Origin of the sequence: Corynebacterium sp. MSK047 (genome assembly GCF_030232285.1) — a bacterium.
GTDB lineage: Bacteria > Actinomycetota > Actinomycetes > Mycobacteriales > Mycobacteriaceae > Corynebacterium > Corynebacterium jeikeium_D.
Genome location: NZ_JASPJI010000009.1, coordinates 1 through 24086, shown reverse-complemented (window position 1 = coordinate 24086; position 24086 = coordinate 1). Strand labels below are relative to the sequence as shown.

The window sequence follows — 24086 nt, the reverse complement described above, 5'->3', positions numbered from 1 at the left end:
CCTTTTCCTGGGGCAGTTTCCGGGGGCGGAACTAGTTTTCCGGATCCGTATCCGAGGTCTTCTTCGCGGCCGTCAGAATCTCGATCATCTCATTGACCTCATCGTTTTCCGTGGCAAAGGGGTCGCCGAGCATGGTGGAGATGGGATCGTCGCCGGAAATCTTCAGGTGTGTCCAGTCCGCTACGGTCTTCAAACTGGAGTCTTCAGCTGCAACGAGGAAATCACCGCGCAGCTTCGCACGAGTAGTTGGCGGTGCGATGCGGACCGCCTCAGCGACCTGCTCATCGGTAATCCACCGCGAGGCAATACCACGGGCTTCCAGCGCGCGGAAGATGCCGCGGCCGGGACGGATGTCGTGGTAGGCCAAGTCGATCTGATGAAGCTTGGGGTCCTCCAGCGTTAGACCGCGGTCCAGGTAGCGCTTCATGAGCGAGTACTTAATGGCCCAGTCAATGTCGTGCTCAATGAGAGACCAGTCACCGGTTTCCACGGCATCGAGCGCGCGACCCCACAGCTCGACAATGCGGCTCATTTCTTCGTTCGACGTGCCGGCACCGGCAATGCCCTTGTCCTCGTTGACCATGTTTTCTTCGCGGACCTTCAGCCACTCCGTCGCAGCGTCCAGGAACTCGCGCTGAATCTGCAGCGCGGTGGCAGTTTTGCCACTGCGCAGTGGAATCTCGGCCTTGCCAGTCATATCGCGGCTCACCGCACGGATGGACTTGATCTCGTTGGCGACCTCGAAGTCCGGCAACTTCACGCCGGCTTCAATCATTTCCAGGACCAGCTGAGTGGAGCCAATTTTGAGTGCAGTCGTCGTCTCACTCATGTTGGAGTCGCCCACGATGACGTGCAGGCGGCGGAATCGGTTGGAGTCCGCGTGTGGCTCGTCGCGAGTGTTAATAATCGGCCGGGAGCGTGTCGTTGCACTGGAGACCCCCTCCCACACATGATCCGCGCGCTGTGAGAAGCAGTACTGAATCGGATCGTTGTGATACGGCGAGGTTGGGTACGGCAGGAAAATCTTCCCCGCACCACAAATGAGCTGTCGCGTAACCAAGAAAGGTAACAGTAGCTTGGACAGGGACTTCAGTCCCAGTTCACGACCAACCAGGTAGTTTTCGTGACAACCGTAGGAGTTACCGACGGTATCAACGTTGTTCTTCAGCAGGTAGACCTTGCCACCGATGCCCTCGTCGGCAAGCTCTGCCTCGGCTTTCTCGGCGAGCTCGTTCAAGATGACCTCGCCCGAGCGGTCGTACGCGACCAGCTGCGAGACCGAATCGCACTCAGCAGTGGCGTACTCCGGGTGGCTTCCGACATCGAGGTACATACGACCAGCATTGGGGGTGAAAATGTTGGTTGCCCCGTACTTAGCGATCACCGGGCGGAACATGTAGCGGGCAATCTCATCCGGCCCCAGGCGGCGCGAGCCATCCAGCGTCAGAGTGATGCCGAACTCGGTCTCAATGCCGGTGATGCGTCGGGTCAACGCCTGCGCCGGTACCGGTGTCGGCGTTGTTTCCGGCTCCTGCTGCCCTACCTGCTGGTCAGTCACTTTTTACTGGCCACCCTTCTGTACATACGAGCGCACGAACTCCTCGGCGTTGTTCTCCAGCAGACCATCAATTTCATCCAGCAGGTCGTCAGCAGCTGCAACGTGCTCCTGAGCCTGACCGCCGCCAGCGACCTCGCCGAACTCTTCCTCGTCGCCTCCGCCGGAACCGCCGCCGAAAACCTGAGTGTTACCAGCCATGATATTGCTCCTTCAAGAAAAACTATTGAGTATTACTGCCTATTGCTGCACTATGCGTGCCTATTGTTCGCGGATAGCCCCGAGCGTACGCAGATGCTCGACCACCTCGGCCACTGTCTCCGCAGACTCCAACACGTCACCGCATTCTGCGGCAGTGAAACGGTCAACTTCATCCAGCGTAATGTAGGCCAGCGTAATTCCAGGCGACTCCACGTCACGAGTGCGCCGATACACCCCCGCGGTGTCCACCACCAAGCTGGTCCAACTGCCCGCGACGACATCTTTGCCAAAGCGGCGCAGAATGCCACCGCGCACATACGCACGTGTGGATTCCGGCGCGTATTCAACCGCGCGGTCGACTTCTTCCTCTGTCACGAGCGTGCGCATCGAACCACGGCGCACCAGCGCATGGTACAGCCCACGAGCCGGATCGATATCCGAGTACTGAATATCAATCAACGCCAACTTCGGGTGGTCCCAGCCCGCGCCCAGGCGGGTACGCAGGCCCTCCATGAGGTTGTACTTCGCCACCCAATCCAGCAGGTGGGCTGCCTTGCGGGGGTCGTCGGAAAGCACGTCGAGCACTTCACGCCAGAGCTTGACGACGTCGCCCTGCTGGTCGTAGCTCTCCACGCGACGCAGGTACTCGTACTGCATTTCCACTGCGGACATCCACGTGACATGGTCTGCCAGCTGCAGCTTCTCGGTGCAAGTCAGGTCTCGGGAGACCTTATGGACGGCCTCGACGGGGTTGCGGAGCTGCAGGTCGTCGAAACGCACGCCGTCCTCGATGGCGTCGATGACCAAACCTGTGGTGCCCAGCTTGAGGAAGGTGGCGACCTCACTCATGTTGGCATCCCCGATGATGACGTGCAGGCGGCGGAAGCGATTGGAGTCGGCGTGTGGTTCATCGCGGGTGTTGATGATGCCGCGGTTCAAAGTGGTCTCCAGCGAGACCTCAGTCTCGATGTAGTCCGCGCGCTGCGAAATCTGGAAACCCGACTCCTGCCCCGTTTGCCCCAGACCTACGCGACCAGCGCCCGTGAACACCTGGCGAGTGACGAAAAACGGCGTCAGACCGGCGACAATGTCATCGAACTCAGTTTCTCGGGAGAAAAGGTAGTTCTCGTGGGCGCCATACGAGGCGCCCTTGCCATCGACGTTGTTGCGGTAGAGCTTCAGCGTCGGACCTGGATTGCCCTCGGCATCGGTGGCTTCGGCGGCAAGCTGAGCTGCGCGCAGCATAATCTTGTCACCTGCGCGGTCAGCGATAACCACCTCGCGGGCAGTTGCCGTTTCCGGTGAGGAGTACTCCGGGTGCGCGTGATCGACGTAGAAGCGAGCACCATTTTGCACCAGCAGGTTTGCAGCGCCGACGGCGTTGGGGTCAACAATCGGCGGCTGGTGGTAGCGGCGCAGGTCAAAGCCGCGGCTGTCACGCAGTGGCGACTCCGGTGCGTAGTCCCAGCGGATGCGCCCCGACAGGCCCTCCTCCTGCTCGTGCGCGAAAGCCAGCACGGCCTGCGTGGAGGTGAGAATCGGGCTGACATCCGGGTTGTCCGGGCTGGAAATGCCGTACTCAATCTCAGTGCCGAAGAAGCGGTTCGGCTGTGCAGAACTGGCGGCGGAATTAGCCATGACGAATCACCTCGACAGAGGCAACGCGCGCCGCTGGACGACCGGAGATGCGAGCCCACTCATCCGGGTTCGAGGTGTTTGGCAGGTCCTCGTTCTGCGCGAACTCCTCCGCCACTGCGGACAGCAGGTGATCCAAGCTAATACCAGCCTCGCCGCCAGCGATAACCGACTTGATGGCGGACTTCTTCGCACGGTCGACGATGTTGGAAATCATCGCGCCGGAGTTGAAATCGCGGTAGTACATAACCTCGCTGGTGCCATCGGCATAGCGGATCCGCACGTACTCGTTTTCTTCCGTCTTGGCGTACATCCGCTCAACAACCTGGTCAATGAGGTGTGCGACATTCTGCTCCGCCCCACCGCGCGCTTCCACCTCGGCTGCGTTATACGGCAGCTCTGGAGTCAAGTACTTGCGGAAGATATCCTTCGCCGCAGTCTCATTCGGGCGCTCAATGCGGATCTTCACATCCAGGCGTCCCGGGCGCAGAATTGCCGGGTCAATCATCTCCTCGCGGTTGGTGGCACCAATCACGATGACGTTTTCCAGCCCCTCCACACCGTCAAGTTCACTGAGCAGCTGCGGGACCACTGTGTTTTCCATATCCGAGGAGATACCCGAACCACGAGTGCGGAAAATCGAGTCCATCTCATCGAAGAAGACAATAACCGGTTTGCCATCCTCGGCAATGTCGCGAGCGCGGTCAAAAATCAGGCGAATCTGACGCTCGGTCTCACCCACGAACTTGTTCAGCAGCTCCGGGCCCTTGACATTCAAGAAGTACGATTGCGCCCGCTGCGCCTCCGCCTCGCTCTTGCCTCGGGATAGCGCAATCTTGCGTGCCAACGAATTAGCCACAGCCTTGGCAATCAGCGTCTTACCATTGCCGGGAGGGCCGTAGAGCAGCACACCCTTCGGCGGACGCAGGTTGTACTGCTCAAACAGTTCTGGCTGCAGGAACGGCATCTCCACGGCGTCGTGAATCTGCTCAATCTGGCTGTCCAAACCACCGATATCCGTGTAGGTGACATCCGGTACCTCTTCCAGCACCAGGTTTTCCACCTCGGACTTCGGAATGACCTCAAACGCATAGCCCGACTTGCGGTCAATCATCACCGAGTCCCCCGGCTTCGGCGACAGATCCCCCGCCAGAGACACCACGAATTCCTCGCCGTGAGTATCCGAGGCCAAAATGCGCTCCCGATCCGGCAGCACCTCACGAACATTGGCGATGTCGCCGCTTTCCGGATAACCGCAGTCCTCCACGATTATCGAGCCCTCATTCAGACGCACCTGTGCGCCCGGCCGAAGCGCCCGCTCATTAATCTCCGGCTGCACCCGCAGGCGCATCCGTCGATTTCCGGTAAAAACCTCTGCGGTGCCTTTCTCCGGCCCCGGCTTAAGGAAAATACCGTACGTGCTAGGCGGCTCCAGCATGTCCTCCATGTCTTGGCGCAGTAGCTCTAGCTTGTTACGGGAGTCCCGCAACAGCTCAACCAGGCGATTATTTCGAATGCCGAGGTTGTAGTTCTTCTGCTCAAGATCACGGATTTTGTCAGACGGCGTTGTCATGTATCCCAGATTACCCATAGGGCCAGATGCCGTTGTTGCTTGGTCGATTTAGACCGTGTGTCGCATCACGCTTTACGACGGCTACACCTCCCAGCGCGTAGCGGCGGGTCTAGAGTTTCTTTTGATTTCGTCGCTGTGGGCGCGGAGGCACCGTGCCGTCGGCAAGCCTGCGTGCCCACACCAGGAATGCGGTATGTGCCTGCATACGGTGCGCCGGGCGGACGGAGAGATCCTGAACATTCCAGTCGCGGACCAGGGATTCCCAGGCGCGTGGTTCGGTGAAGCACTTCTGCGCGCGGATGCCCTCCATGACCTTCATTAGCTGCGGAACGGTGGCGACATAGACCATGAGCACGCCGCCAGGCTGAAGCACCTTCGAGACGGTGTCCAGGCATTCCCATGGAGCGAGCATGTCCAAAATGACTCGGTCGACCGGGCCGCCGAGCGACTCGACGGAGGCCTCGTTGAGATCGCCCAGGCGCAAGTCCCAGTTGTCGGGCTTGTGACCCATGAAGTCGACAACGTTGCGTTCCGCGTGCTCGATGTGATCCTCGCGGACCTCGTAGGAAATAAGCTGCCCGTCAGCGCCGATGGCGCGGAGCAGGTTGAGGCTGAGCGCGCCGGAGCCAGCGCCGGCCTCCAACACGCGCGCACCTGGGAAGATGTCGCCCTCGACGATGATCTGTGCAGCATCCTTCGGGTAAATCACCGCAGCACCGCGCGGCATGGACAGGACGTAATCGACCAGCAAGTGACGCATCGCCAGGTAGACGGTGCCTTCGCCGGAGGTGACGGTGGTGCCTTCCTTGGCGCCGATGAGGTCGTCGTGGAGGATGGTGCCGCGATGGGTGAAGAACTTGCCACCCTCCTCGAGGATGACGGTGAAGTGGCGATTCTTCGAGTCAGTCAGCTGGACTCGGTCGCCGACTTGGAATGGTCCGCTCAATGCCATAGGTGTGTGGGCTCCTTTTGGGGTTTGGTTGGGTCGGGTTGGGTCGGGTTGTGTCGGGTTGGGTCTGGTTCGGTTTGGTTGGGTCGGGTCATGTCGGGTGCAGCCAAATCCGGGCGGTACTCTAACCTGGCTAGTATGCCCGACAATGCCCAAAGTTCTAAGTCAGCAGTTCAACCTTCCCGCCGCTCTAAGTTGGCGCTGTCGCCGTCGAGAGCTAATGACTACCGCCAGTGCCCGCTGAAGTACCGGTTCCGTGCGATTGACAAGATTCCGGAGCCGTCGACTGTCGCGCAGGTCAAGGGCACGTTGGTGCATGCTGTGCTCGAACAGATGCATGCCTGGCCCCGTGAAGAACGCACTTACCCCGCAGCGGTGAAACGGCTGAAGCCGACCTGGGAGGACATGCGTGCAAAGGACGAGGAACTGATTGAGCTAGTTCCGGAGGATGATTACTACGACTTCCTGGTCGAATGCCGCGGCCTGCTCAAGGGCTATTTCATGATGGAAAACCCCATGGGCTTCGATGCGGCCGAGATGGAAAAATTCGTTCAGCTGGTTATCGATCCGGATGCAGATCAGACTGTGCCGTTGTCGGTGCCACTTCGTGGTTTTATCGACCGCGTCGATATTGCCCCGACCGGTGAGGTTCGGATTGTCGACTACAAGACGGGCAAGAAGCCCTCTCCTCGCTTCCAGGATGAGGCACTCTTCCAGATGCGGTTTTACGCGCTGGTGTGGTGGCGGCTCACCGGTCGTATCCCGGAACAGCTGCGGTTGATGTACCTGAAGGTTGCCGATGATCTGGTGCTGAGTCCCAACGCGACAGAATTAGAGGCCTTCCAAGCGGAGATTGCCGACTTGTGGTCGGCGATCGTGCGCGACGGTGAAAACGGTGACTTTGTACCGAAGAAGTCCAAGCTCTGCGGGTGGTGTTCTTTCCAGGAGATGTGCCCTGCCTATGGCGGGGTCACACCGGAGTACCCCGGTTGGCCGGGTGCTGTCGGCGATGGCGGCACTGAGTAAAAGCTGCGGATGGGGTGGCTCTCGCGGCGAACTTAGCTTTCGCGGGGTGCCACCGTCGGCGGTAACGGTGCCAGTAAAAGTTACTGACTAGGTTTATGACAGGTGAATGGAATTCAGAGCTTCGATTTTGTCATAAACCTAGTCAGTTTCTCTATGCGGTGTTTTAGGTAGCCCACCACTACAGCAGTGCGCTGCCGAAGGCGAATCCAAACGCGACGGACAGGGCAATACATAAGATGCCTGGGATGATGAACGAGTGGTTAAACACGTATTTGCCAATTCGGGTTGTGCCAGTGTCGTCCATCTCCACCGCGGCAAGAAGCGTCGGGTAAGTAGGCAGTACGAATAGCGCGGAAGTCGCTGCAAAGGAAGCAATCGCAGTGATGGGAGAAACTCCCACCGCGAGTGCAGCGGGCATGATGGCCTTTGCCGTGGCCGCCTGCGAGTACAGCAAAGCGGCCGCGAAGAAGAGCACGATTGCCAGCATCCACGGCATTGTGGTCAGTAGGCTGCCGGACGCGGCCTTAATGTCGTCGATGTAGTGGTTGATAATTGTGGTTCCCAGCCACGCCACACCGAGAACGCAGACGCTGGCGGACATGCCCGATTTGAACACCGGTGTGTTCAAAATGGTTGCCGCGTCCAACTTGCAGGCCAGCACGATAACGGTGGCAGCGGTCAACATGATTGACATGATCGCCTCGTTTCGTGGGAGCGTGGGGTCAGCGATGAGGCCGACCTGTTCAGTGCTGATGGTCGCATAGACCATCACCGCGAGAATCGAGAGTAGGAAAATCGCCACGGACCACTTGGCCGACTTGGTTGGCACGTATTTGCTCATCTGGCCACGTGGCTTGGAGACTAACCCCTTTTCCAAGCGGCTTTGATACTCCGGATCGTCGTCAAGCTCTTTGCCTAGGTGATTCGTGACAAAGGCGGTCGGAAGGATGGCGAGGAACGTCGAAGGAATGACAATCGCCAGGAGTGTGAGATAACCAACGCCGCGGGGTTCCATGAGCGAAGCCATCAGCACCACAGCCGCTGAAATGGGTGATGCCGTAATCGCCAACTGAGATGCGATGACCGCCACGGACAGCGGGCGGGACGGGCGAACGCCTCCCTCCTTGGATACTTCGGCGATAACTGGGAGGGTGGAAAATGCGGTGTGGCCGGTGCCGGCGAGCAGTGTCATCAGGTAGGTGACAACCGGGGCCCAGTAGGTGATGTGACGCGGATTCTTGCGCAGCAACCGTTCGGCAATGTGGACGAGATAGTCCATGCCTCCGGCCTTCTGCATAGCGGCAATTGCCGCGATTACCGACATAATGATGCCGATGACATCGAACGGAATGTCGTCTTTGGTGACCGGAACCCCGGTGATGCCCAGCGCCAAAACGCCCAGCCCACCGGCGAACCCGATAGCAATTGAACCAAGACGCGCGCCAAGGAGGATCGCTGCTAGAACGATAGAGATTTGGACGGCAACTAACATGTGTATCTCCGAAAAGTCACTCGTTAGACTTGTTGCCGCTTAGGACAAATCGTCGAGGCGAGACTCCCCTGCCACGTAGCGCTTCCCCCGGTATTCCGGGTGCATGAGGTTCTCGGTGCTCAGGACCTGGTTGAGCTCCTTCTCGTCCATCAGCCCGCGTTCGAGGACAATGTCCCGGACGGAGCGGCCAGTGCGAGCGGCTTCCTTGCCAATCATATCGCCCTCGTGGTGGCCAATGACCGGATTCAGGTAGGTCACGATACCGATGGAGTTTTCCACATAGCCGCGGCAAACTTCCGGGTTAGCGGTGATGCCGGTAATGCACTTGTCGCGCAGAGTGTCGGTAGCACTGCGCAGCAGTTCAATCGACTCGAAGAGGCATGCGCCGATGACAGGCTCCATCACGTTTAGCTGCAACTGGCCAGCCTCGGCTGCCCAGGTCAGGGTCACGTCGTTGCCGAAGACCTTGAAGCAGGCCTGGTTCGCGACCTCTGGGATTACCGGGTTAACCTTTGCCGGCATAATCGAAGACCCAGCGGCGCGCTCCGGAAGGTTGATTTCATTCAGTCCGGCTCGTGGACCCGATGCCAGCAGGCGCAGGTCGTTGCACATCTTGGAAATCTTCATGGCCGCGCGCTTCAGGGATGCATGCACGCTGACGTAGGCGCCGGTATCGCTGGTGGCTTCGATTAGGTCCTTCGCAGAGGTCACCTTAAAGCCACTGACCTCACGCAGCGCCTGGGTCACGGCCTCGCGGTAGCCTGCCGGCGCATTTACACCGGTACCGATAGCGGTTGCTCCCAGGTTGATTTGCAGCAGGCGTGCCGACGCAGTTGCGATGGACTCCTGCTCTTCCTCAAGGTTGTGGGCAAATGCGTGGAAAGCCTGTCCCAGGGTCATTGGAACGGCATCCTGCAGCTGCGTGCGCCCCATTGTGATGATGTCGTTGAATTCATCACCCTTGGCGTGTAGAGCCTCAACCAGGGAGTCGAAGTGCTTCTGCAAGCTCAGCAGCGACATGTGGATAGCAAGACGGAAACCTGTTGGGTAGGCATCGTTGGTTGACTGGCACTGGTTGACATCATCGTTGGGGTGAATGACGTCGTATCGGCCCTTTTCCAGACCGAGCAGTTCCAGAGCGAGGTTAGCGATGACCTCGTTGGTGTTCATGTTGAGACTGGTGCCAGCGCCACCCTGGAAGACATCGATTGGAAACTGATCCATGCAGCGTCCCTTTTCCAGGATTTCATCACATGCGGCGACAATGATGTCTGCAACATCGCTGGGCAGCGTGTGGACGCGCTGGTTGGCAATGGCCGTGGCCTTCTTTACCATCACCATGCCACGAATGAATTCGGGCACGTCGTTGATGGTCTTGGCTGAGATTTGGTAGTTGTCGATTGCGCGCAGGGTGTGGATGCCGTAGTAAGCCTCTGCCGGAACCTCCATAGAGCCAAGCAGGTCGACCTCGGTACGTGTTGCGGACATGTGGAAGCAATCCCTTCTCGTAGGCGCAGTCTTATGAACCACAATTCGTGGCGCTGCGGTTACACCGTCAAAACTACAGCGCTGGCGCAACTGCCGCTTTTCCGGCATAAGGGGACTATGTCAGTACGGCTAACGCCGTGCGCATGCTCAGTGCCAAGCCTACTACTTACGTCGACGTAGGTGGGAGTGAAAATGCATTGGTCAGTTCCCCGCTCGAGATGGGGATCCATCTCGAAATGGGCCCCTACTTGAGACGGCACGCCCCCTCACCCCTCGAGCAGGTCACGTCTCCACTAAATACGCGCGATACGGATATTCGAAGCCAAGATCGCCTCGGCACCAATCTTTGCCAGTGCGTCCATGAGCGGGTTGGCCTCTGCCTTCGGAACTAGCGCGCGAACTGCTACCCAATCCTCGTTAGCCAGCGGCGACACGGTCGGGCCGGACAGCCCCGGGGTGAGCTTGGATGCCTCTTCCAGCGCGGACGCACGGATGTTGTAGTCAATCATCAAGTACGTCTTGGCATGCAGAATGCCGGTCATGCGACGCAGGAACACCTGCTGCTCCTCGGTGACCTCTACACCCTTGCGTCCGACAACAACTGCCTCAGAGCTGACCAAAACATCGCCGAATGGCTTCAATCCCTGCTTGCGCAGGGTACGACCGGTGGAGACAACATCGGCGATCACGTCGGCAACTCCCAAGCGGATGGAAATCTCCACTGCACCATCAAGGCGAATGACGGTGGCGTTAATGCCACGAGCCTTCAGATCCTCGCGCACCAGATTCGGGTACGAGGTGGCAATGCGCTTGCCCTCCAGAGCTTCTACGGTCCACTCCTCATCGGCCGGAGCGGCGTAGCGGAAGGTCGAGGCGCCGAAGCCCAGATTCAGAACCTCATCGACCGGAGCCAGCGAGTCAGCGGCCAGGTCGCGGCCGGTGATGCCCAAATCCAGATGGCCGTTGCCAACGTAGATAGGAATATCCTTCGGGCGGAGGAAGAAAAACTCAATGTCGTTGGCTTCGTCGTGGATGGTCAGGCTCTTGGAGTCGCCTCGACCCGGGTAGCCAGCTTCCTTCAGGATTTCGACTGCCGCCTCGGACAGCGATCCCTTGTTGGGCACGGCAATACGCAGCATGGTGTTGATTTCTCCTACAGGTACTTGTAAACATCCTCGGGGCTCAGCCCGCGACCGACCATGACCACCTGCAGCCAGTACAACAGCTGCGAAATCTCCTCTGCGAGGGCTTCGTCAGATTCGTGCTCAGCTGCAAGCCAGACCTCACCGGCCTCTTCGACAATTTTCTTGCCCTGGAAATGCACACCAGCGTCCAGCGCCTTGACTGTGCCCGATCCCTCGGGGCGCGACTGTGCTTTTTCCTTCAGCTCTGCAAACAGGTCATCAAAGTTCTTCACCCGGTCTATTGTTCCATGTCGTCTACTCGCCCGCGAAAGCAGCCCGCAATAAGCCCAAATTCGAGGTATCCAAATTGCCCGAAATGAAGCGCGCCGGGGGTACTAACGTCCCCACATCAGCCTGCGAAACGCTCACATCCGGCATTGGATTCCACACCACCGTGCATCCCGCAGCGAGTGCAGAGCGCACCCCCGTTGAGGAATCTTCGATAGCCAGGCAGTCCTCTGGCGCAAATCCGGCTAGCTCTGCGCCACGCAAGTACGGATCCGGTGCCGGTTTGCCGTTGGCCACCTCATCGCTACACACTGTCGCCGCGAAGTGCTGCTCCCCCATGACATCAATGCAGGGTTGCGCCACGTGCCGACGGGTATTGGTCACCAACACCACCGGAATGTCAGCAGCCCGGGCCTGGTCCAAAATCTCCGGCACACCCGGGCGCCACTCCACCCCATGTTCTAGAACCAATTCTGTGAAGCGACCTTCGACGAATTGGGAGCCCGAGGCAAACAGCTCGTCGTCAAGCGTGCGTCCCGCATGATCAGCACAAATCGACAGCGTGTCCCAGAGCGTGTTGCCGACGCACTGCATGCGCAACTCCGGAGTCAGGCGACGGCCTACGAATTCCGAGAGGTCGTACGTGGCAATCTCCCACAGAGGTTCCGTGTTGATGAGGCTGCCGTCCATGTCCCACAAAATTGCTTTCACACCATGCGACTATGCCAGGCACGCAAGCTTTTAGCGATTATGTCAGCAAAACCGTCGGATAAAGGTTTAGAGTTTCAGGAAGGAAAGTATATTGCGGTGTTACATGAAACCACCGCATGAACGTGTCCCGCGCGAATGAAAGGCATCGACTCGCTATGACAACCACTGAAGATTCGCTCGCCCAGGCAATCGACCAGCCCGAGGCATACTTTATTCCGTTAGGCGCGGTCGCCGAAGGCGAGCTCAGCTACGAGCGCTTCATGCCCACCAGCTTCACTTACGGGGCGTGGGGGCCGTTTCAACACGGTGCGCCGCCGTCGGCGCTGCTGACACGTATGTTGGAGCGCCGGCGTCTGGAAAGCGAGGGAATGCGTATTACTCGCATCGCCGTGGATCTGTTGTCGGCTGTACCCTACACGGAGCTCCGCGCGCGCTCATGGGTCTCGCGCCCGGGGCGGCAGATCGCCAAGGTCGAAGCCGAATTGCTTGCCGACGTCAAGGGTGCCTGGCGACCAGTTGCCACCGCGTCCGCATGGATGATGGCCACTGCGGATACGCGGGATATTGAGCGTGCATTCGACAAGCAGGTGCCCGGGCCCGAGGAATGCAGCGCCGAGTACATTCCGCTTACCGACGATTGGAGTGGCGGCTACATCGAATCAATTGAAGCCCGCGCCGGCGCGACGGAAGAGCTGGCCGAGACGCAAATTCACTGGGTTCGCGCGCAGTACCCAATCGTGCTCGGGGAGGAGCCGACTGCGGTGGAGCGAGTCATGCAGGTAGCTGATACCGCCAACGGTATCGGGGCCACGCTGAGCCCGCACCAGTGGGCGTTTATGAATACCGACTTAGTGGTTCACCTGCACCGACTCCCCCAGCTCGGCGCCTCGGAGAAGTCGGCGGAATCGGAGTTGCAGTCGGAAGACGGCGGCTGGGTGGGCATCGCCGCCCGCGGTTCCATTGGGCCGGACGGAATCGGCATGACCGCGGGCGAGCTCTACGATGTGCACGGCCCCATCGGCCGCAGCATGCAGACCTTGCTGGTGCGACCGCAGGGATAACGCGAAGCTACACGTTAAAGTACTTCGCTTCCGGGTGGTAGAGCACGAACGCATCGGTGGACTGCTCTGGGTGCAGCTGGAGCTCCTCAGAGAGCTCCACGCCGATGCGCTCCGGCTGCAGCAGGTCAATCATGCCCTGACGGAAGGTCAGATCCGGACAGGAACCATAGCCGAAGGAGTAACGAGCGCCGCGGTACTTCAGGTCAAAGAAGTCCTGGGTATCGTCGGAGTCTTCCGCGCCAACACTTGTGCCGTCGGAGAACGCGAGCTCGGAGCGAATGCGCTGGTGCCAGTACTCGGCCAGCGCCTCGGTGAGCTGCACGCCGATACCGTGAACCTCCAGGTAGTCGCGGTATTCGTTCTTGGCGTAAATATCGTTGGCGAAGTCAGCGATGGGCTGTCCCATGGTCACCAGCTGGAACGGCATGACGTCGGTCTGTCCTGCGGCGATGGCATCTTCGCGCGAGCGAATGAAGTCAGCAATGCATAGGAAGCGACCACGCTGCTGGCGCGGGAAGGTCCAGGACACCACTGGCTCTGCCGCGGGGTCGGGCTGCTCCCCTTCCGCAGGTAGCGGCAGTACGTGTACGGTATCGCCCTCAGAAACTGCTGGGAAGTAGCCATAGACGACAGCCGCATGCTGGAGGATGTTCTCGGCGCGCAGGCGCTGCAGCCATGCGCGCAGGCGTGGACGACCATCGGATTCGACCAGTTCCTCGTAACTCGGCCCCTCGTCGCCGCGGGTGCCGCGCAGTCCCCACTGCCCCATGAACAGAGCGCGTTCGTCGAGGGTGGTCAGGTAGTCGTCGAGGGGCAGGCCCTTGACAATGCGGGTTCCCCAGAACGGCGGTGTCGCAACGGGGACATCAGCGGCGACATCGGAACGCTCCGGCACCTCGGGGGCTTCAGCAGCAGCCTTGGCGGCGCGCTGCGCGGCGATGCGCTTGGAGCGCTCACGGCGGGCGCGGCGAGCTTCCTTCTTCTCGCGGGCAGCAATGGCCTCTGGCGAATTCTCGTCTGGGCCGAGGCCCTTCTTAGCTGCCATCAGCTCGTCCATGATGCGCAGTCCTTCGAAGGCATCCCTGCCGTAGTAGACATCGCCGTGGTAGAGCTCGGACAGGTCGTCTTCCACGTAGCTACGCGTCAGCGCGGCGCCGCCGAGCAGTACTGGGAAGCGGGTGGCATCGCCGGCGGAGTTGATCTCCAGCAGGTTGTCCTTCATCACCACAGTGGACTTCACCAGCAGGCCGGACATGCCGATGGCGTCGACATCCAGTTCCTTGGCGGCGGACAGAATCGTAGCGATTGGCTGCTTAATGCCCAGGTTATGCACGGTGTAGCCGTTGTTGGAAAGAATAATCTCCACCAGGTTCTTGCCGATGTCGTGGACATCGCCCTTCACCGTGGCCAGCACAATCGAGCCCTTGGAGCCCGTGGCATCCTCGGCATCCATAAAGCCCTCGAGGTAGCCCACCGCGGCCTTCATCGTCTCGGCCGACTGCAGCACGAATGGCAGCTGCATCTGGCCGGAACCGAACAGGTCACCAACGGTCTGCATGCCACGCAGCAGGTCCTCGTTGACAATCGCCAGCGGTTCCTTTTCCTTCATGCCCTCATCGAGGTCAGCCTCGATACCCGTGCGCTCACCGTCGATGATGCGCTGCGCCAGGCGGTCGAACAGCGGCATGGCGGCGAGCTTTTCGGCCCGGGCGTCCTTCGCGTCAGCGGCGGAGACTCCTTCGAAGAGCTCCATGAATACCTGCAGTGGGTCATACTCCCCGTCGGGGTGCCCCGCTTCACGACGGCGGTCGTACACCATATCGAGAGCGACTTCGCGCTGCTTGTCGTCGATCTTGTTCATCGGCAAGATCTTGGAGCTGTGGGCAATGGCGGAGTCCAGACCGGCCTCGATGCACTCGTTGAGGAACACCGAGTTGAGTACCTGGCGAGCCGCCGGGTTCAGACCGAAGGAAATGTTGGACAGACCGAGCGTGGTGTGCACGTTCGGGTGGCGACGCTTAAGTTCGCGGATGGCTTCGATGGTTTCGATGCCGTCGCGGCGAGTTTCCTCCTGGCCAGTGGAAATCGGGAAAGTCAGACAGTCGACAATAATGTCCTGCTCGCGCAGTCCCCACGTGCCGGTGATGTCGGCGATGAGACGCTCGGCAATCTCAATCTTCTTGTCCTTTGTACGCGCCTGACCTTCTTCGTCGATAGTCAAAGCGACCACGGCAGCACCGTGCTCAACAACCTGGCGCATAATGCGCTGGTAGCGCGAGTCCGGGCCATCGCCGTCTTCAAAGTTCACAGAGTTGACCGCGCAGCGACCACCGAGGTGCTCCAGGCCAGTCTTCAAAACTTCCGGTTCCGTGGAGTCCAGCATGACCGGCAACGTCACCGAGGTGGCGATCTGCGATGCCAGGGTTGCCATGTCATCGCGACCGTCGCGCCCCACGTAGTCCACACACAGGTCGATCATGTGTGCGCCATCGGTGACCTGACCGCGGGCGGTGTTTAGGCACTTCTCCCAGTCGCCGGCCAGCATGGCCTCGCGGAAAGCCTTGGAACCGTTGGCGTTGGTGCGCTCACCAATCATGGTGATGCCGGTTGTCTGCGTCAGCGGGGTTGCCGAGTACAGAGAAGCGACCTCATCGATTGGCTTTGCATTCGGATCCGTCGATGGGCGTGCTGCCTGAACAGCAGGGCCCTGCTCGGCGTAGGCGCCTGCACCGGTAATAGCATCGCGCACAGCGGAAACATGCTCCGGTGTGGTACCACAGCAGCCACCGACCATCGCCAGGCCAAACTCTTCAACAAAGCCGCGCAGCGCTGTGGCTAGCTCTGGTGCGGTCAGCGGGTAGGTCGCACCGTTCTTACCCAGCACTGGCAGGCCCGCATTCGGCATCACCGATACAGGAATGGAGGCGAAGTTGGACAGGTAGCGCAGGTGCTCGCTCATCTCGTCCGGACCCGTTGCACAGTTCAGACCAATCATGTCGATCCCCAGCGGCTGCAGCGCTGCCAGGGCTGCACCAATCTCCGAGCCCATCAGCATGGTGCCTGTGGTCTCGACGGTCACGTGGACGACGATCGGAATCTTTTTGTCAGCCTGTCGCATGGCGGCCTTGACACCGTTGACGGCCGCCTTTACCTGCAGCAAGTCCTGACAGGTCTCAATCAAAAACGCATCCGCGCCACCGGAAATCATGCCGAGTCCGGCCTCCGTGTATGCGTCGCGAAGCTGAGCGTACGGAGCGTGCCCCAACGATGGCAGCTTCGTGCCCGGGCCCAGCGAACCGAGGACAAAGCGTCGCATACCCTCGCGCCCCGGCCCCATTTCGTCAGCGACCTTGCGGGCGATTGCGGTGCCCTTGTGCGCTAGCTCCTGGATACGGTCTTCAATGTCGTAATCCGCGAGGTTCGGGAAGTTGCAGCCGAAGGTATTGGTTTCCACCAGGTCGGCGCCGGCCTCGAAATAACGCCGGTGAATCGTCTCGATGATGTCGGGACGAGTGTCATTGAGAATCTCATTACAGCCCTCGTAGCCGAGGAAGTCCGCGTCAACGTCGAGGTCAAAAGACTGCAGCTGGGTACCCATGGCGCCATCGCCAATGAGTACACGGCTGTGCAGTGCGGTGAGGAACTCGGAAGAGTGGCGATCAGTCATGAATAGACACCTTAGTCTACTTTCATAACCGCGCCGTTAATCGGGCTGGTTATTCGATCTCAAAGTAGCTTTCCGCCTTCACCGCAGGCAGGTCCAAACCGACAGCCTTCGTTGCGGAATTGATAATCGCGAGAATCTCGTCGAGCTCCTCATCAAAAATCGAGCCACCGTGCTCATGCTCAATCGCAGTCACGCGCTGTAGGCAGTTCTCTACCGCCTGCGTTGCGGCTTCTTCTCGCTTATCGACGGCCAGTTCCGCCGCCTGATCGATACCAGCGGCGGCCTCACGGAGGGCTTCCCCGACCTGGTCGGCTACCGATTCGTCAAAAAGTGGCTCCCAGAACTCGCGTTCCTCGGGCTGCAGGTAGCTGCCGGTGGCAAACATGCGCAAATCGGCAACTAGCTTATCGATGTTCTCTTGCGTTACTTCGACAGCAGACAGATCTGAGTTGCTCATGCTCAAATTTTAACGCCAAGCAGCGCGTCCAGCGCGGCGGCAACGAATTCTCCGGCACCCGCTGCGCCGGTTACTGTGCCAGCATCTGCCTTGTTGCTGGTATCCGAGGACCACTCCGCAGCCCAGGCATCGATAGCGGCCAGAGCAGCCGGCGTATCCAGGTCATTGGCCAGGCTTGCGCGCACATCGGCAACCAGTGCCGCTGCTGCGCTCACAGCCTTCTCATCGGTGGCAGTCTTTGTAGCTGTGCAAGCCGCACGCCAGGCCTCGTGACGTGCCTTGGCCGCCTCCAGCACCTCGTCCGACCAATCGCGATCAGAGCGGTAATGGCTGGCGAACACGCCAATACGAATAGCACTCGGGTCGACGCCGGCGGCCACCAGCTTGGAGACAAACACCAGGTTACCCAGCGACTTGGACATCTTCACGCCATCGAGCGCAATCATGCCAGCGTGAACATAATGGCGCGCCATACGTGCACAGCCAGTAGCGGCTTCAGCGTGAGCCGCCGAGAACTCGTGGTGCGGGAACGCGAGATCCGAGCCACCGCCCTGAATGTCGAAGCTCTTACCCAAGCGGTTGGTGGCAATCGCCGAGCACTCAATGTGCCAACCCGGCCGGCCCGCACCAAAAGGAGCCTCCCAGCTTGGCTCCCCGGGGCGAGCGGCACGCCACACCAGCGCGTCCAGTGGGTCCTCCTTGCCCGGGCGATCCGGGTCGCCACCGCGCTCCGCAAAGAACTCCGCCATCTGCTCTGCCGAGTAATTGGACTCGTAACCAAAGTTCTCAGTGGCACTCTTGCGGAAGTACACATCCGGGTACTCGTCATCGGTGAGCTGGTAGGCCGAGCCATTCTCCAGCAGCTTCTCGACCATTTCCACGACCTCGCCCACGGACTCAATGGCGCCGATATAGTCGCGCGGTGGAATCACCGACAGGTTTTCCATATCCGAGCGAAACAAATCAATCTGCGAGGTGCCCAGCTCGCGCCAGTCCACCCCATCGCGCTCCGCACGTTCGAACAACGGGTCATCGACATCGGTGATGTTCTGCACGTAATGCACCGAGTGTCCATTGTCCAGCAGCTGACGGTAAATCAGATCAAAGGTGAGGTAGGTTGCTGCGTGCCCCAGGTGCGTGGCGTCATAGGGTGTGATGCCACACACGTACATGGTCGCCTCCGGTCCCGCTTCCACCTGGGAGACCTTCTGATCCGCGGTGTCGTAGAGGCGTAGGGGTACCGATGTTGAGTTTTCGTCGTCAAGCGAATGCGCCTTACCTGTATTGCTGGCGCGGTTGAACACATCGAAACGCGCATCGCCGAGACTGGGAACCTGTGGTTGGGGCCACGAATGCATTAAATACTCACTACCTCACTAAACAGCGTTGATCGTGCCGAAGCCGAGCAACACCATAACAATCAAACCGACCGGGATGCGGTACGCGGCGAACCAAGCGAAGGAGTGGTTCGACACAAACTTCAGCAGCCATGCGATAGACGCATAGCCGACGACGAAGGCAATCAGCGTACCGATGGCCAATTGCGCACCACTAGCGGCCTGTCCCGCCGCAGGGTCAAACGCGTCTGGAAGCGAAAAAATTCCAGCAGCGAAAACAGCGGGGATAGCCAGCAGGAAGGAAAAGCGCGTTGCAACCTCTCGGTCCAAGTGCAAGAACAGGCCGGCAGACACCGTACCGCCCGAGCGCGACACACCCGGAATGAGCGCCAGGCACTGCGCGAAACCCATGACGATGGCATCTCGCATGGTCAGCTCTTCATAGTTGCGCTCACGACGGCCGAACTTCTCTGCGGCGATAAAGACAAAGGAGAAAAGCACCAACACAGCGGCTGTAATCCAGAGATTGCGCAGGTTATCGCGGATGAGGTCCTTCCCCAGCACACCGATGATGGCAATCGGCAGCGTACCGACAATCACCATCCAACCCATGCGGTAGTTGAAACCGCGGGCTTCCTTATTGAACAGACCGGCAAACCAGCCAGTGAGGATCTGCCAGATGTCCTTGGCGAAGAACACCAACACAGCCAATTCGGTGCCAAGCTGCACCACAGCGGTGAAGGATGCACCGGCGTCCTGGCCCCACAGCAGCTCGGAGACAATCCGAAGGTGCCCCGAGGAACTCACCGGGAGAAATTCCGTCAGACCTTGCACTACGGACAGGATGATCGTCTGCGCCCAGGTCATGCCGGTGCCGGCGGTATCGGCAGCGGTATCCGCTGAGGCGCTTAGTGTCGTCATGATAGTCACGGGTGTATAGGCTACTCGTCCGGTTTGTGTTGTGGCTATAGCGAGGTTTCGGTGCGGCGATAGCGAGACCTCTCCCGCGGAACTTTTCCCGCGACCGCACACGGGTGTCCTAAAGTAAAAATCGTGCAACAACGAATTCTGGGCAACAGCGGTTTACGCGTCTCCGCCTTGGGGCTGGGTACGGCCACCTGGGGTGCGGGTACCAGGCAAGACGAGGCCGGACGCATCCTGACGGACTTCCTCGACGCCGGAGGCAACCTTGTCGACGCTTCCCCACTCCACGGCGGCGACACTGTTGCCGACATGCTGGGTGCAGTCATCGCAAAGCGCGGTGTCGCCGATGAATTGGTTCTCTCGGTCGCATCTGGCATACACCCCGAGCGGCCCGTCGGCAGGCGCGTGGACTGCTCGCGTAAGACACTGCAAAAGGACCTCGACGATACGCTCGGACGCCTCGGCGTCGAACACATTGATCTGTGGTCGCCCGGCTACTGGGATGGGCTGACCCCACCGGAAGAGGTCGCCGACACCCTGGAATGGGCTGTGCGCACGGGGAAAGTACGTTACGCCGGACTGCGTGGATACAGCGGATGGCAGGCAGCGGTGACGCATGCCGCCGCGGATCGAATCGCTCCGGTGTTCGCACAGCATGAGTACTCGCTGCTCCAGCGAAGCCCTGAGGCAGAACTGCTGCCCGCCTGTGAGCATTTGGGGCTCGGCTTTATCGGTGGCGCCCCACTGGCCCAAGGTGTTTTGACCGCCAAATACCAGCACATCATTCCCGAGGACTCCCGCGCTGCTTCCGAACACGCCGACGCAGAGGTACAGGACTATCTCGACACACGCGGCGTCACGGTTGCAGGCGCGCTGACCACCGCAGCCAAGGGGCTCGGCGTCAGTGCTGCCGTCGCAGCGATTTCCTGGGCACGCGATCGGCCGGGCGTCACCTCGATTCTCGTTGGCGCTCGAGACCGCGCTCAGCTACGCGAAAACCTCACCGCCGAACAACTCACGCTGCCACCGCAGATTTGCAACGCGCTTGACGACGTCACGCTGTAATCAGTAACCGCATTCTTATAAAGGCTTATAAGGCGCAACGAATGCGAGAACTTCCCACGGCTGGAGGCGTCCACAAAGTAATCAGGCCGGGGTGGTAGTTTCTATAGCGTGAGTGAAAACAGTCGTCGACGTGTCATAACCTCCCTTCTAGCGGGGCTTTCCGCTAGCGCAGTGGTCCTGGCAGGGTGCTCCTCCGATGTGGAAGGAGACATCGATGCCGGAATGGGCAACGCCACGCCAGTGCCGGCCGCTTCACCCGCTGCTCCCGATACTGCTATCGGGAAGGCCAAGAAGATTGATGAGGGCGTTACTGATGCCGTGCTTGTCGGCGACCGAGTTGTCCTGAAGGCCGGGGACAAGATCTTTGCCGGTCCGCTGAATAACCCAATTGAGCGATCAATGAAGCTGGACGCGAAGTGTGGTGAGCTCGCGCCGGGCGGCCCTAACGCTCTGCTGCCGTGTGAAGATGGCATCCACGTCATTACTGACCAGGCTACGGAAACGGCCGTTGTCGGCCGTGGCACCAACTACTCCGCCGCAGTTGGCCTGGAAGGCGGCCGCATCATCGGTGCCCATGCGGATAGCAATGTCGTCGATGTGTTCGGCGCTGATGGCGAGTTGGCCAGTGACTTCAAGGCTGCCAATAACGGGTCGCAGCTCGTTGAGATTCCCAAAGCGGACAATGACGCGGACGTCAAGCTGTTAGAGGTCAACCGTCCGGAGACTTCGGTGCATGAGCTCAAGCTCGATGAGTCCCGCGCTGGCTCTGCGCTGCGTGCGGGCATCGGCGTCGGCAAGGTAGCTTCCGGTGATCATGTCATTGCTGCCGCAGACACCAAGGGCAACCAGCTTCTTATTTACACTGCTACTGACGTCATTCGCCTCCACCAGGCAGCTCCGGCCCCGGAGGCTCCGTGGGCGGTAGCGGTCGATGAATCGCGCGGAATTGTCTGGGTGACTTCGACGAAGGTGAACAAGCTCACGGGCTACGACATCAGCTCGGGTACCCCAGTCAAGGTCGCGGACATCAACACGGTTGCAGATCCACAGTCGATTGTTGCCACCGAGGATGGCCAGATTGGCGTCTTCTCGGCTACCGGTGACGGGGCCCAGATTTTTGACTCCGCGGACGTCGATAAGGCAATTGCTGATTTCAAGCAGGATGCAGAGAAGATCCGTGAGGAGATGTCGGTTCGGGAACCAGCCGATAAACTACCGACCGGTGCAGGTGACACCAAGGGAGCAGACGACTCCGAGGGAGAGACTAAGTAGATGCCTTCGAAACTTCGCGCCAAGTCCTATCAACTCGCGCTAAAGGCAATGTTCCAGGTCCCACCGGAGCAGATTCACGAGGCCATCTCGAAGACCCTGAAGGGGCTGCAGAAGTCGGAGAGTCTACAGCGGGCGGTGAGCAAGCTACTCGTTGTTGACGATGCTGTGCTGCGTCAAACCGTGTTCGGTGTGGACTTCCCGCGTCCGCTGGGGCTCGCCGCGGGCTTCGACAAGGCTGCTATTGCCCCGGATTGCTGGGGGCCAATTGGTTTTGGCTACGCGGAACTGGGAACTGTGACTGCCAAGCCGCAGCCGGGCAACGATCGCCCGCGTCTGTTCCGTCTGAAGGAAGATCGCGCCATTTTGAACCGCATGGGTTTCAACAACCCCGGCGCCGCTGCTGTAGCGGAGAACTTGCGGGCGCGTCGCAGTGACGACGTCATCGGTATCAACATTGGTAAGACCAAGGTGACTCCGCTGGAAGAGGCCGTCGATGACTATCGAGAATCGGCTAGCCAGCTCGGCGGCTTGGCGGACTACGTTGTTGTTAACGTCTCCTCACCGAACACGCCGGGTCTGCGCGACCTTCAGGCAGTGGAGTCACTGCGCCCGATTCTGGCAGCGGTGACTGAGGAGACCGACTCGCCGGTGCTGGTCAAGATTGCTCCTGATCTTTCCGACGATGATGTCATCGCTGTTGCTGACCTGGCTGTTGACCTTGGGCTGGCAGGCATTGTGGCTACCAACACCACCATTTCTCGCGAGGGCCTGCGTACGCCCGCGGATGAGGTCGCGGAAATGGGAGCCGGTGGAGTCTCGGGTGCTCCTGTGGCAGCTCGGTCACTAGAGGTGCTGAAGCTGCTGCACGAGCGCGTCGGAGACAAACTAGTTCTCATCAGCGTCGGCGGCATTGAAACTGCTGAGCAGGCGTGGGAGCGGATTGCCAACGGCGCTTCCCTGCTGCAGGGCTACACACCGTTGATCTATGGTGGTCCAGACTGGATTCGTGACATCCACCAAGGGTTGGCTCGCCAGATTCGAGCTCAGGGCTTCTATTCCATTTCGGAGGCTGTCGGCTGTGGTCTGCCGTGGCGTGGTTAACTGCTGAAAAGCGGTTGAGGCTTCCTAACCCAAAAATAAACACGTGACCCCGGGTCCTGCGGCCATGAAGGCGCTGGCCCCGGGGTTTTCTGTATGAGTAGCGTGCCCGGTCGGTTGAGTTGCCCGTGTGGGCGCCGTATCCCTACTCCCCGACGTTCTCCCACCACGGCGTGATAATGGCACGCGCAATCGAGTGGAAGTACAGGTTGAAGCCAAGCACGGTCGGCGTCGCATCTTCCGGAACTTCAAGCTTCTCGACGTCGACCGCATGCACCGCATACATGTAACGGTGTGGGGCATGCTGCGCTGGTGGGTTAGCTCCGTAGTGACCACGCATGCCCGAGTCGCCGACAAGCTGGATAGCTCCTTCTGGCAGCTTAGAGCCGTCTTCGGAGCCAGCTCCCTGTGGCAGACCCTTTTCGGTCGCTGGAATGTTGAAGACAGCCCAGTGCCAGAAGCCCGAAGCGGTCGGAGCATCCGGATCGAAGCAGGTCACGGCAATGGACTTAGTGCCCTCCGGCAGATTTGCCCAATCCAGTTGTGGGGAAACATTCGAGGGAGCGCGGAATTCATCCGCAATCTTCTCGCCGTCCTTGATATCTGGCGAGGACAGCTCGAAGGTTGGCAAATCCTTCAGCGGTGCGTACGGATCTGGTCCCGGGAAAACCGGAGCATTTGCAGTGTCGTTTGTAGTGTCGTTGGAATTCGTAGTCATAACTACCAGTGTGCCTACTTTATGAGCGCGCTGCAGGGACTTCACAAGACTCCCTATCTGCAGGGCCTGATTCTCAGTGCGAATCCAAGGCGGATGCGGGGCTAACACCGCTGATGTAATTACACCCAGGTTTGGCGCGCTAATGCCCCTCTGACCTGCCAATTTGTGTTTCATTATGTAGTCGGGATACAGTATCACAGGTCAGCACGGAAGTGCTTCCTACCTGGTCCGGGTGGCGGAATGGCAGACGCGCTAGCTTGAGGTGCTAGTGCCCTATTAACGGGCGTGGGGGTTCAAGTCCCCCTCCGGACACAAGATAAATCCCGAGGAACTGCAGTAAATGCAGCTCTCGGGATTTTTGCTTTGTCGGGTTAAGTAAAGAAAAGTGTGTCTTTTCCGGGCGTGTTGCGGTTATTTGATCCAGCCTTTTTGGATGCCGAGGTTG

20 protein-coding genes and 1 tRNA gene are annotated in these 24086 nt (G+C 59.7%); 6 read left to right on the top strand and 15 right to left on the bottom strand.

The window, feature by feature from the left end; all coding sequences use genetic code 11:
- Positions 1–31: 31 nt before the first annotated feature.
- The 5 genes from pafA to QP981_RS04985 form a co-directional block, all read right to left on the bottom strand.
- A complete protein-coding gene (gene pafA / locus QP981_RS05005; protein WP_284857591.1) occupies positions 32–1492 on the bottom strand; it encodes a Pup--protein ligase in 1461 nt (486 codons plus the stop codon).
- Positions 1493–1561: 69 nt separating this feature from the next.
- Positions 1562–1756 carry a ubiquitin-like protein Pup gene (locus tag QP981_RS05000; RefSeq protein ID WP_005510795.1) on the bottom strand — a complete coding sequence of 65 codons (195 nt, stop codon included), beginning with the start codon at positions 1754–1756 and terminating at the stop codon, positions 1562–1564.
- A 60-nt stretch (positions 1757–1816) separates the two neighbouring features.
- Positions 1817–3394 carry a depupylase/deamidase Dop gene (gene dop, locus QP981_RS04995; RefSeq protein WP_070858581.1) on the bottom strand — a complete coding sequence of 526 codons (1578 nt, stop codon included), beginning with the start codon at positions 3392–3394 and terminating at the stop codon, positions 1817–1819.
- Positions 3387–4964, bottom strand: a complete 1578-nt coding sequence (gene arc, locus QP981_RS04990; protein WP_284857559.1) for a proteasome ATPase — start codon at positions 4962–4964, stop codon at positions 3387–3389. The genes dop and arc overlap by 8 nt, the downstream gene beginning before the upstream one ends.
- Positions 4965–5073: 109 nt before the next feature.
- Entirely contained in the window at positions 5074–5916 is an 843-nt protein-coding gene (locus QP981_RS04985; protein ID WP_005510776.1) for a tRNA (adenine-N1)-methyltransferase, read from the bottom strand.
- Positions 5917–6051: 135 nt separating this feature from the next.
- Here QP981_RS04985 and QP981_RS04980 point away from each other — a divergent pair, with 135 nt between their 5' ends.
- On the top strand, positions 6052–6939 hold the full coding sequence (locus tag QP981_RS04980) for a RecB family exonuclease (RefSeq protein WP_049170646.1): 888 nt from the start codon (positions 6052–6054) through the stop codon (positions 6937–6939).
- Positions 6940–7117: 178 nt separating this feature from the next.
- Here the strand turns inward: QP981_RS04980 and QP981_RS04975 are convergent, their stop codons facing one another.
- The 5 genes from QP981_RS04975 to QP981_RS04955 all read right to left on the bottom strand — a co-directional run bounded on the left by QP981_RS04975 (position 7118) and on the right by QP981_RS04955 (position 12042).
- Complete coding sequence (locus QP981_RS04975) at positions 7118–8431, bottom strand: anaerobic C4-dicarboxylate transporter (RefSeq protein WP_284857557.1); 1314 nt, start codon at positions 8429–8431, stop codon at positions 7118–7120.
- Positions 8432–8470: 39 nt separating this feature from the next.
- Positions 8471–9919: an aspartate ammonia-lyase gene (gene aspA / locus QP981_RS04970; protein ID WP_016422793.1), complete on the bottom strand. Its 1449-nt coding sequence runs from the start codon at positions 9917–9919 to the stop codon at positions 8471–8473.
- Positions 9920–10212: 293 nt separating this feature from the next.
- Positions 10213–11058, bottom strand: a complete 846-nt coding sequence (hisG, locus tag QP981_RS04965) for an ATP phosphoribosyltransferase (protein WP_016422792.1) — start codon at positions 11056–11058, stop codon at positions 10213–10215.
- 14 nt (positions 11059–11072) lie between these two features.
- Entirely contained in the window at positions 11073–11336 is a 264-nt protein-coding gene (locus QP981_RS04960) for a phosphoribosyl-ATP diphosphatase (RefSeq protein WP_005510825.1), read from the bottom strand.
- Between the two features lie 22 nt (positions 11337–11358).
- Positions 11359–12042, bottom strand: a complete 684-nt coding sequence (locus tag QP981_RS04955; protein ID WP_284857555.1) for an HAD family hydrolase — start codon at positions 12040–12042, stop codon at positions 11359–11361.
- A gap of 155 nt (positions 12043–12197) precedes the next feature.
- Here QP981_RS04955 and QP981_RS04950 point away from each other — a divergent pair, with 155 nt between their 5' ends.
- Positions 12198–13103, top strand: coding sequence for a thioesterase family protein (locus QP981_RS04950; protein ID WP_070607764.1), 906 nt, complete (start codon positions 12198–12200; stop codon positions 13101–13103).
- 7 nt (positions 13104–13110) lie between these two features.
- Here the strand turns inward: QP981_RS04950 and metH are convergent, their stop codons facing one another.
- From metH to QP981_RS04930, 4 genes are read right to left on the bottom strand one after another with little or no spacing between them, the layout of a single operon-like run.
- Positions 13111–16770: a methionine synthase gene (gene metH, locus QP981_RS04945; RefSeq protein WP_070607768.1), complete on the bottom strand. Its 3660-nt coding sequence runs from the start codon at positions 16768–16770 to the stop codon at positions 13111–13113.
- A gap of 49 nt (positions 16771–16819) precedes the next feature.
- On the bottom strand, positions 16820–17227 hold the full coding sequence (locus tag QP981_RS04940) for a hypothetical protein (RefSeq protein ID WP_284857553.1): 408 nt from the start codon (positions 17225–17227) through the stop codon (positions 16820–16822).
- A 2-nt stretch (positions 17228–17229) separates the two neighbouring features.
- A complete protein-coding gene (gene mshC / locus QP981_RS04935; protein ID WP_070437471.1) occupies positions 17230–18585 on the bottom strand; it encodes a cysteine--1-D-myo-inosityl 2-amino-2-deoxy-alpha-D-glucopyranoside ligase in 1356 nt (451 codons plus the stop codon).
- 18 nt (positions 18586–18603) lie between these two features.
- A complete protein-coding gene (locus QP981_RS04930; protein WP_040361409.1) occupies positions 18604–19485 on the bottom strand; it encodes an undecaprenyl-diphosphate phosphatase in 882 nt (293 codons plus the stop codon).
- Positions 19486–19617: 132 nt separating this feature from the next.
- Between QP981_RS04930 and QP981_RS04925 the strand changes: the two genes are divergently transcribed.
- From QP981_RS04925 to QP981_RS04915, 3 genes are all read left to right on the top strand, one after another.
- Positions 19618–20553, top strand: a complete 936-nt coding sequence (locus QP981_RS04925) for an aldo/keto reductase (RefSeq protein ID WP_070602622.1) — start codon at positions 19618–19620, stop codon at positions 20551–20553.
- 108 nt (positions 20554–20661) lie between these two features.
- Positions 20662–21825 carry a hypothetical protein gene (locus QP981_RS04920; protein WP_284857551.1) on the top strand — a complete coding sequence of 388 codons (1164 nt, stop codon included), beginning with the start codon at positions 20662–20664 and terminating at the stop codon, positions 21823–21825.
- The gene (locus QP981_RS04915) at positions 21826–22926 is read left to right on the top strand and encodes a quinone-dependent dihydroorotate dehydrogenase (RefSeq protein WP_016422783.1); all 1101 of its coding nucleotides are present in this window, start codon (positions 21826–21828) and stop codon (positions 22924–22926) included.
- Positions 22927–23068: 142 nt separating this feature from the next.
- Here QP981_RS04915 and QP981_RS04910 read toward each other — a convergent pair whose 3' ends face one another.
- Positions 23069–23641, bottom strand: coding sequence for a YbhB/YbcL family Raf kinase inhibitor-like protein (locus QP981_RS04910; protein WP_284857550.1), 573 nt, complete (start codon positions 23639–23641; stop codon positions 23069–23071).
- Positions 23642–23867: 226 nt separating this feature from the next.
- Here QP981_RS04910 and QP981_RS04905 point away from each other — a divergent pair.
- A tRNA-Leu gene (locus QP981_RS04905) sits at positions 23868–23953 on the top strand.
- The last annotated feature ends 133 nt before the right edge of the window (positions 23954–24086 follow it).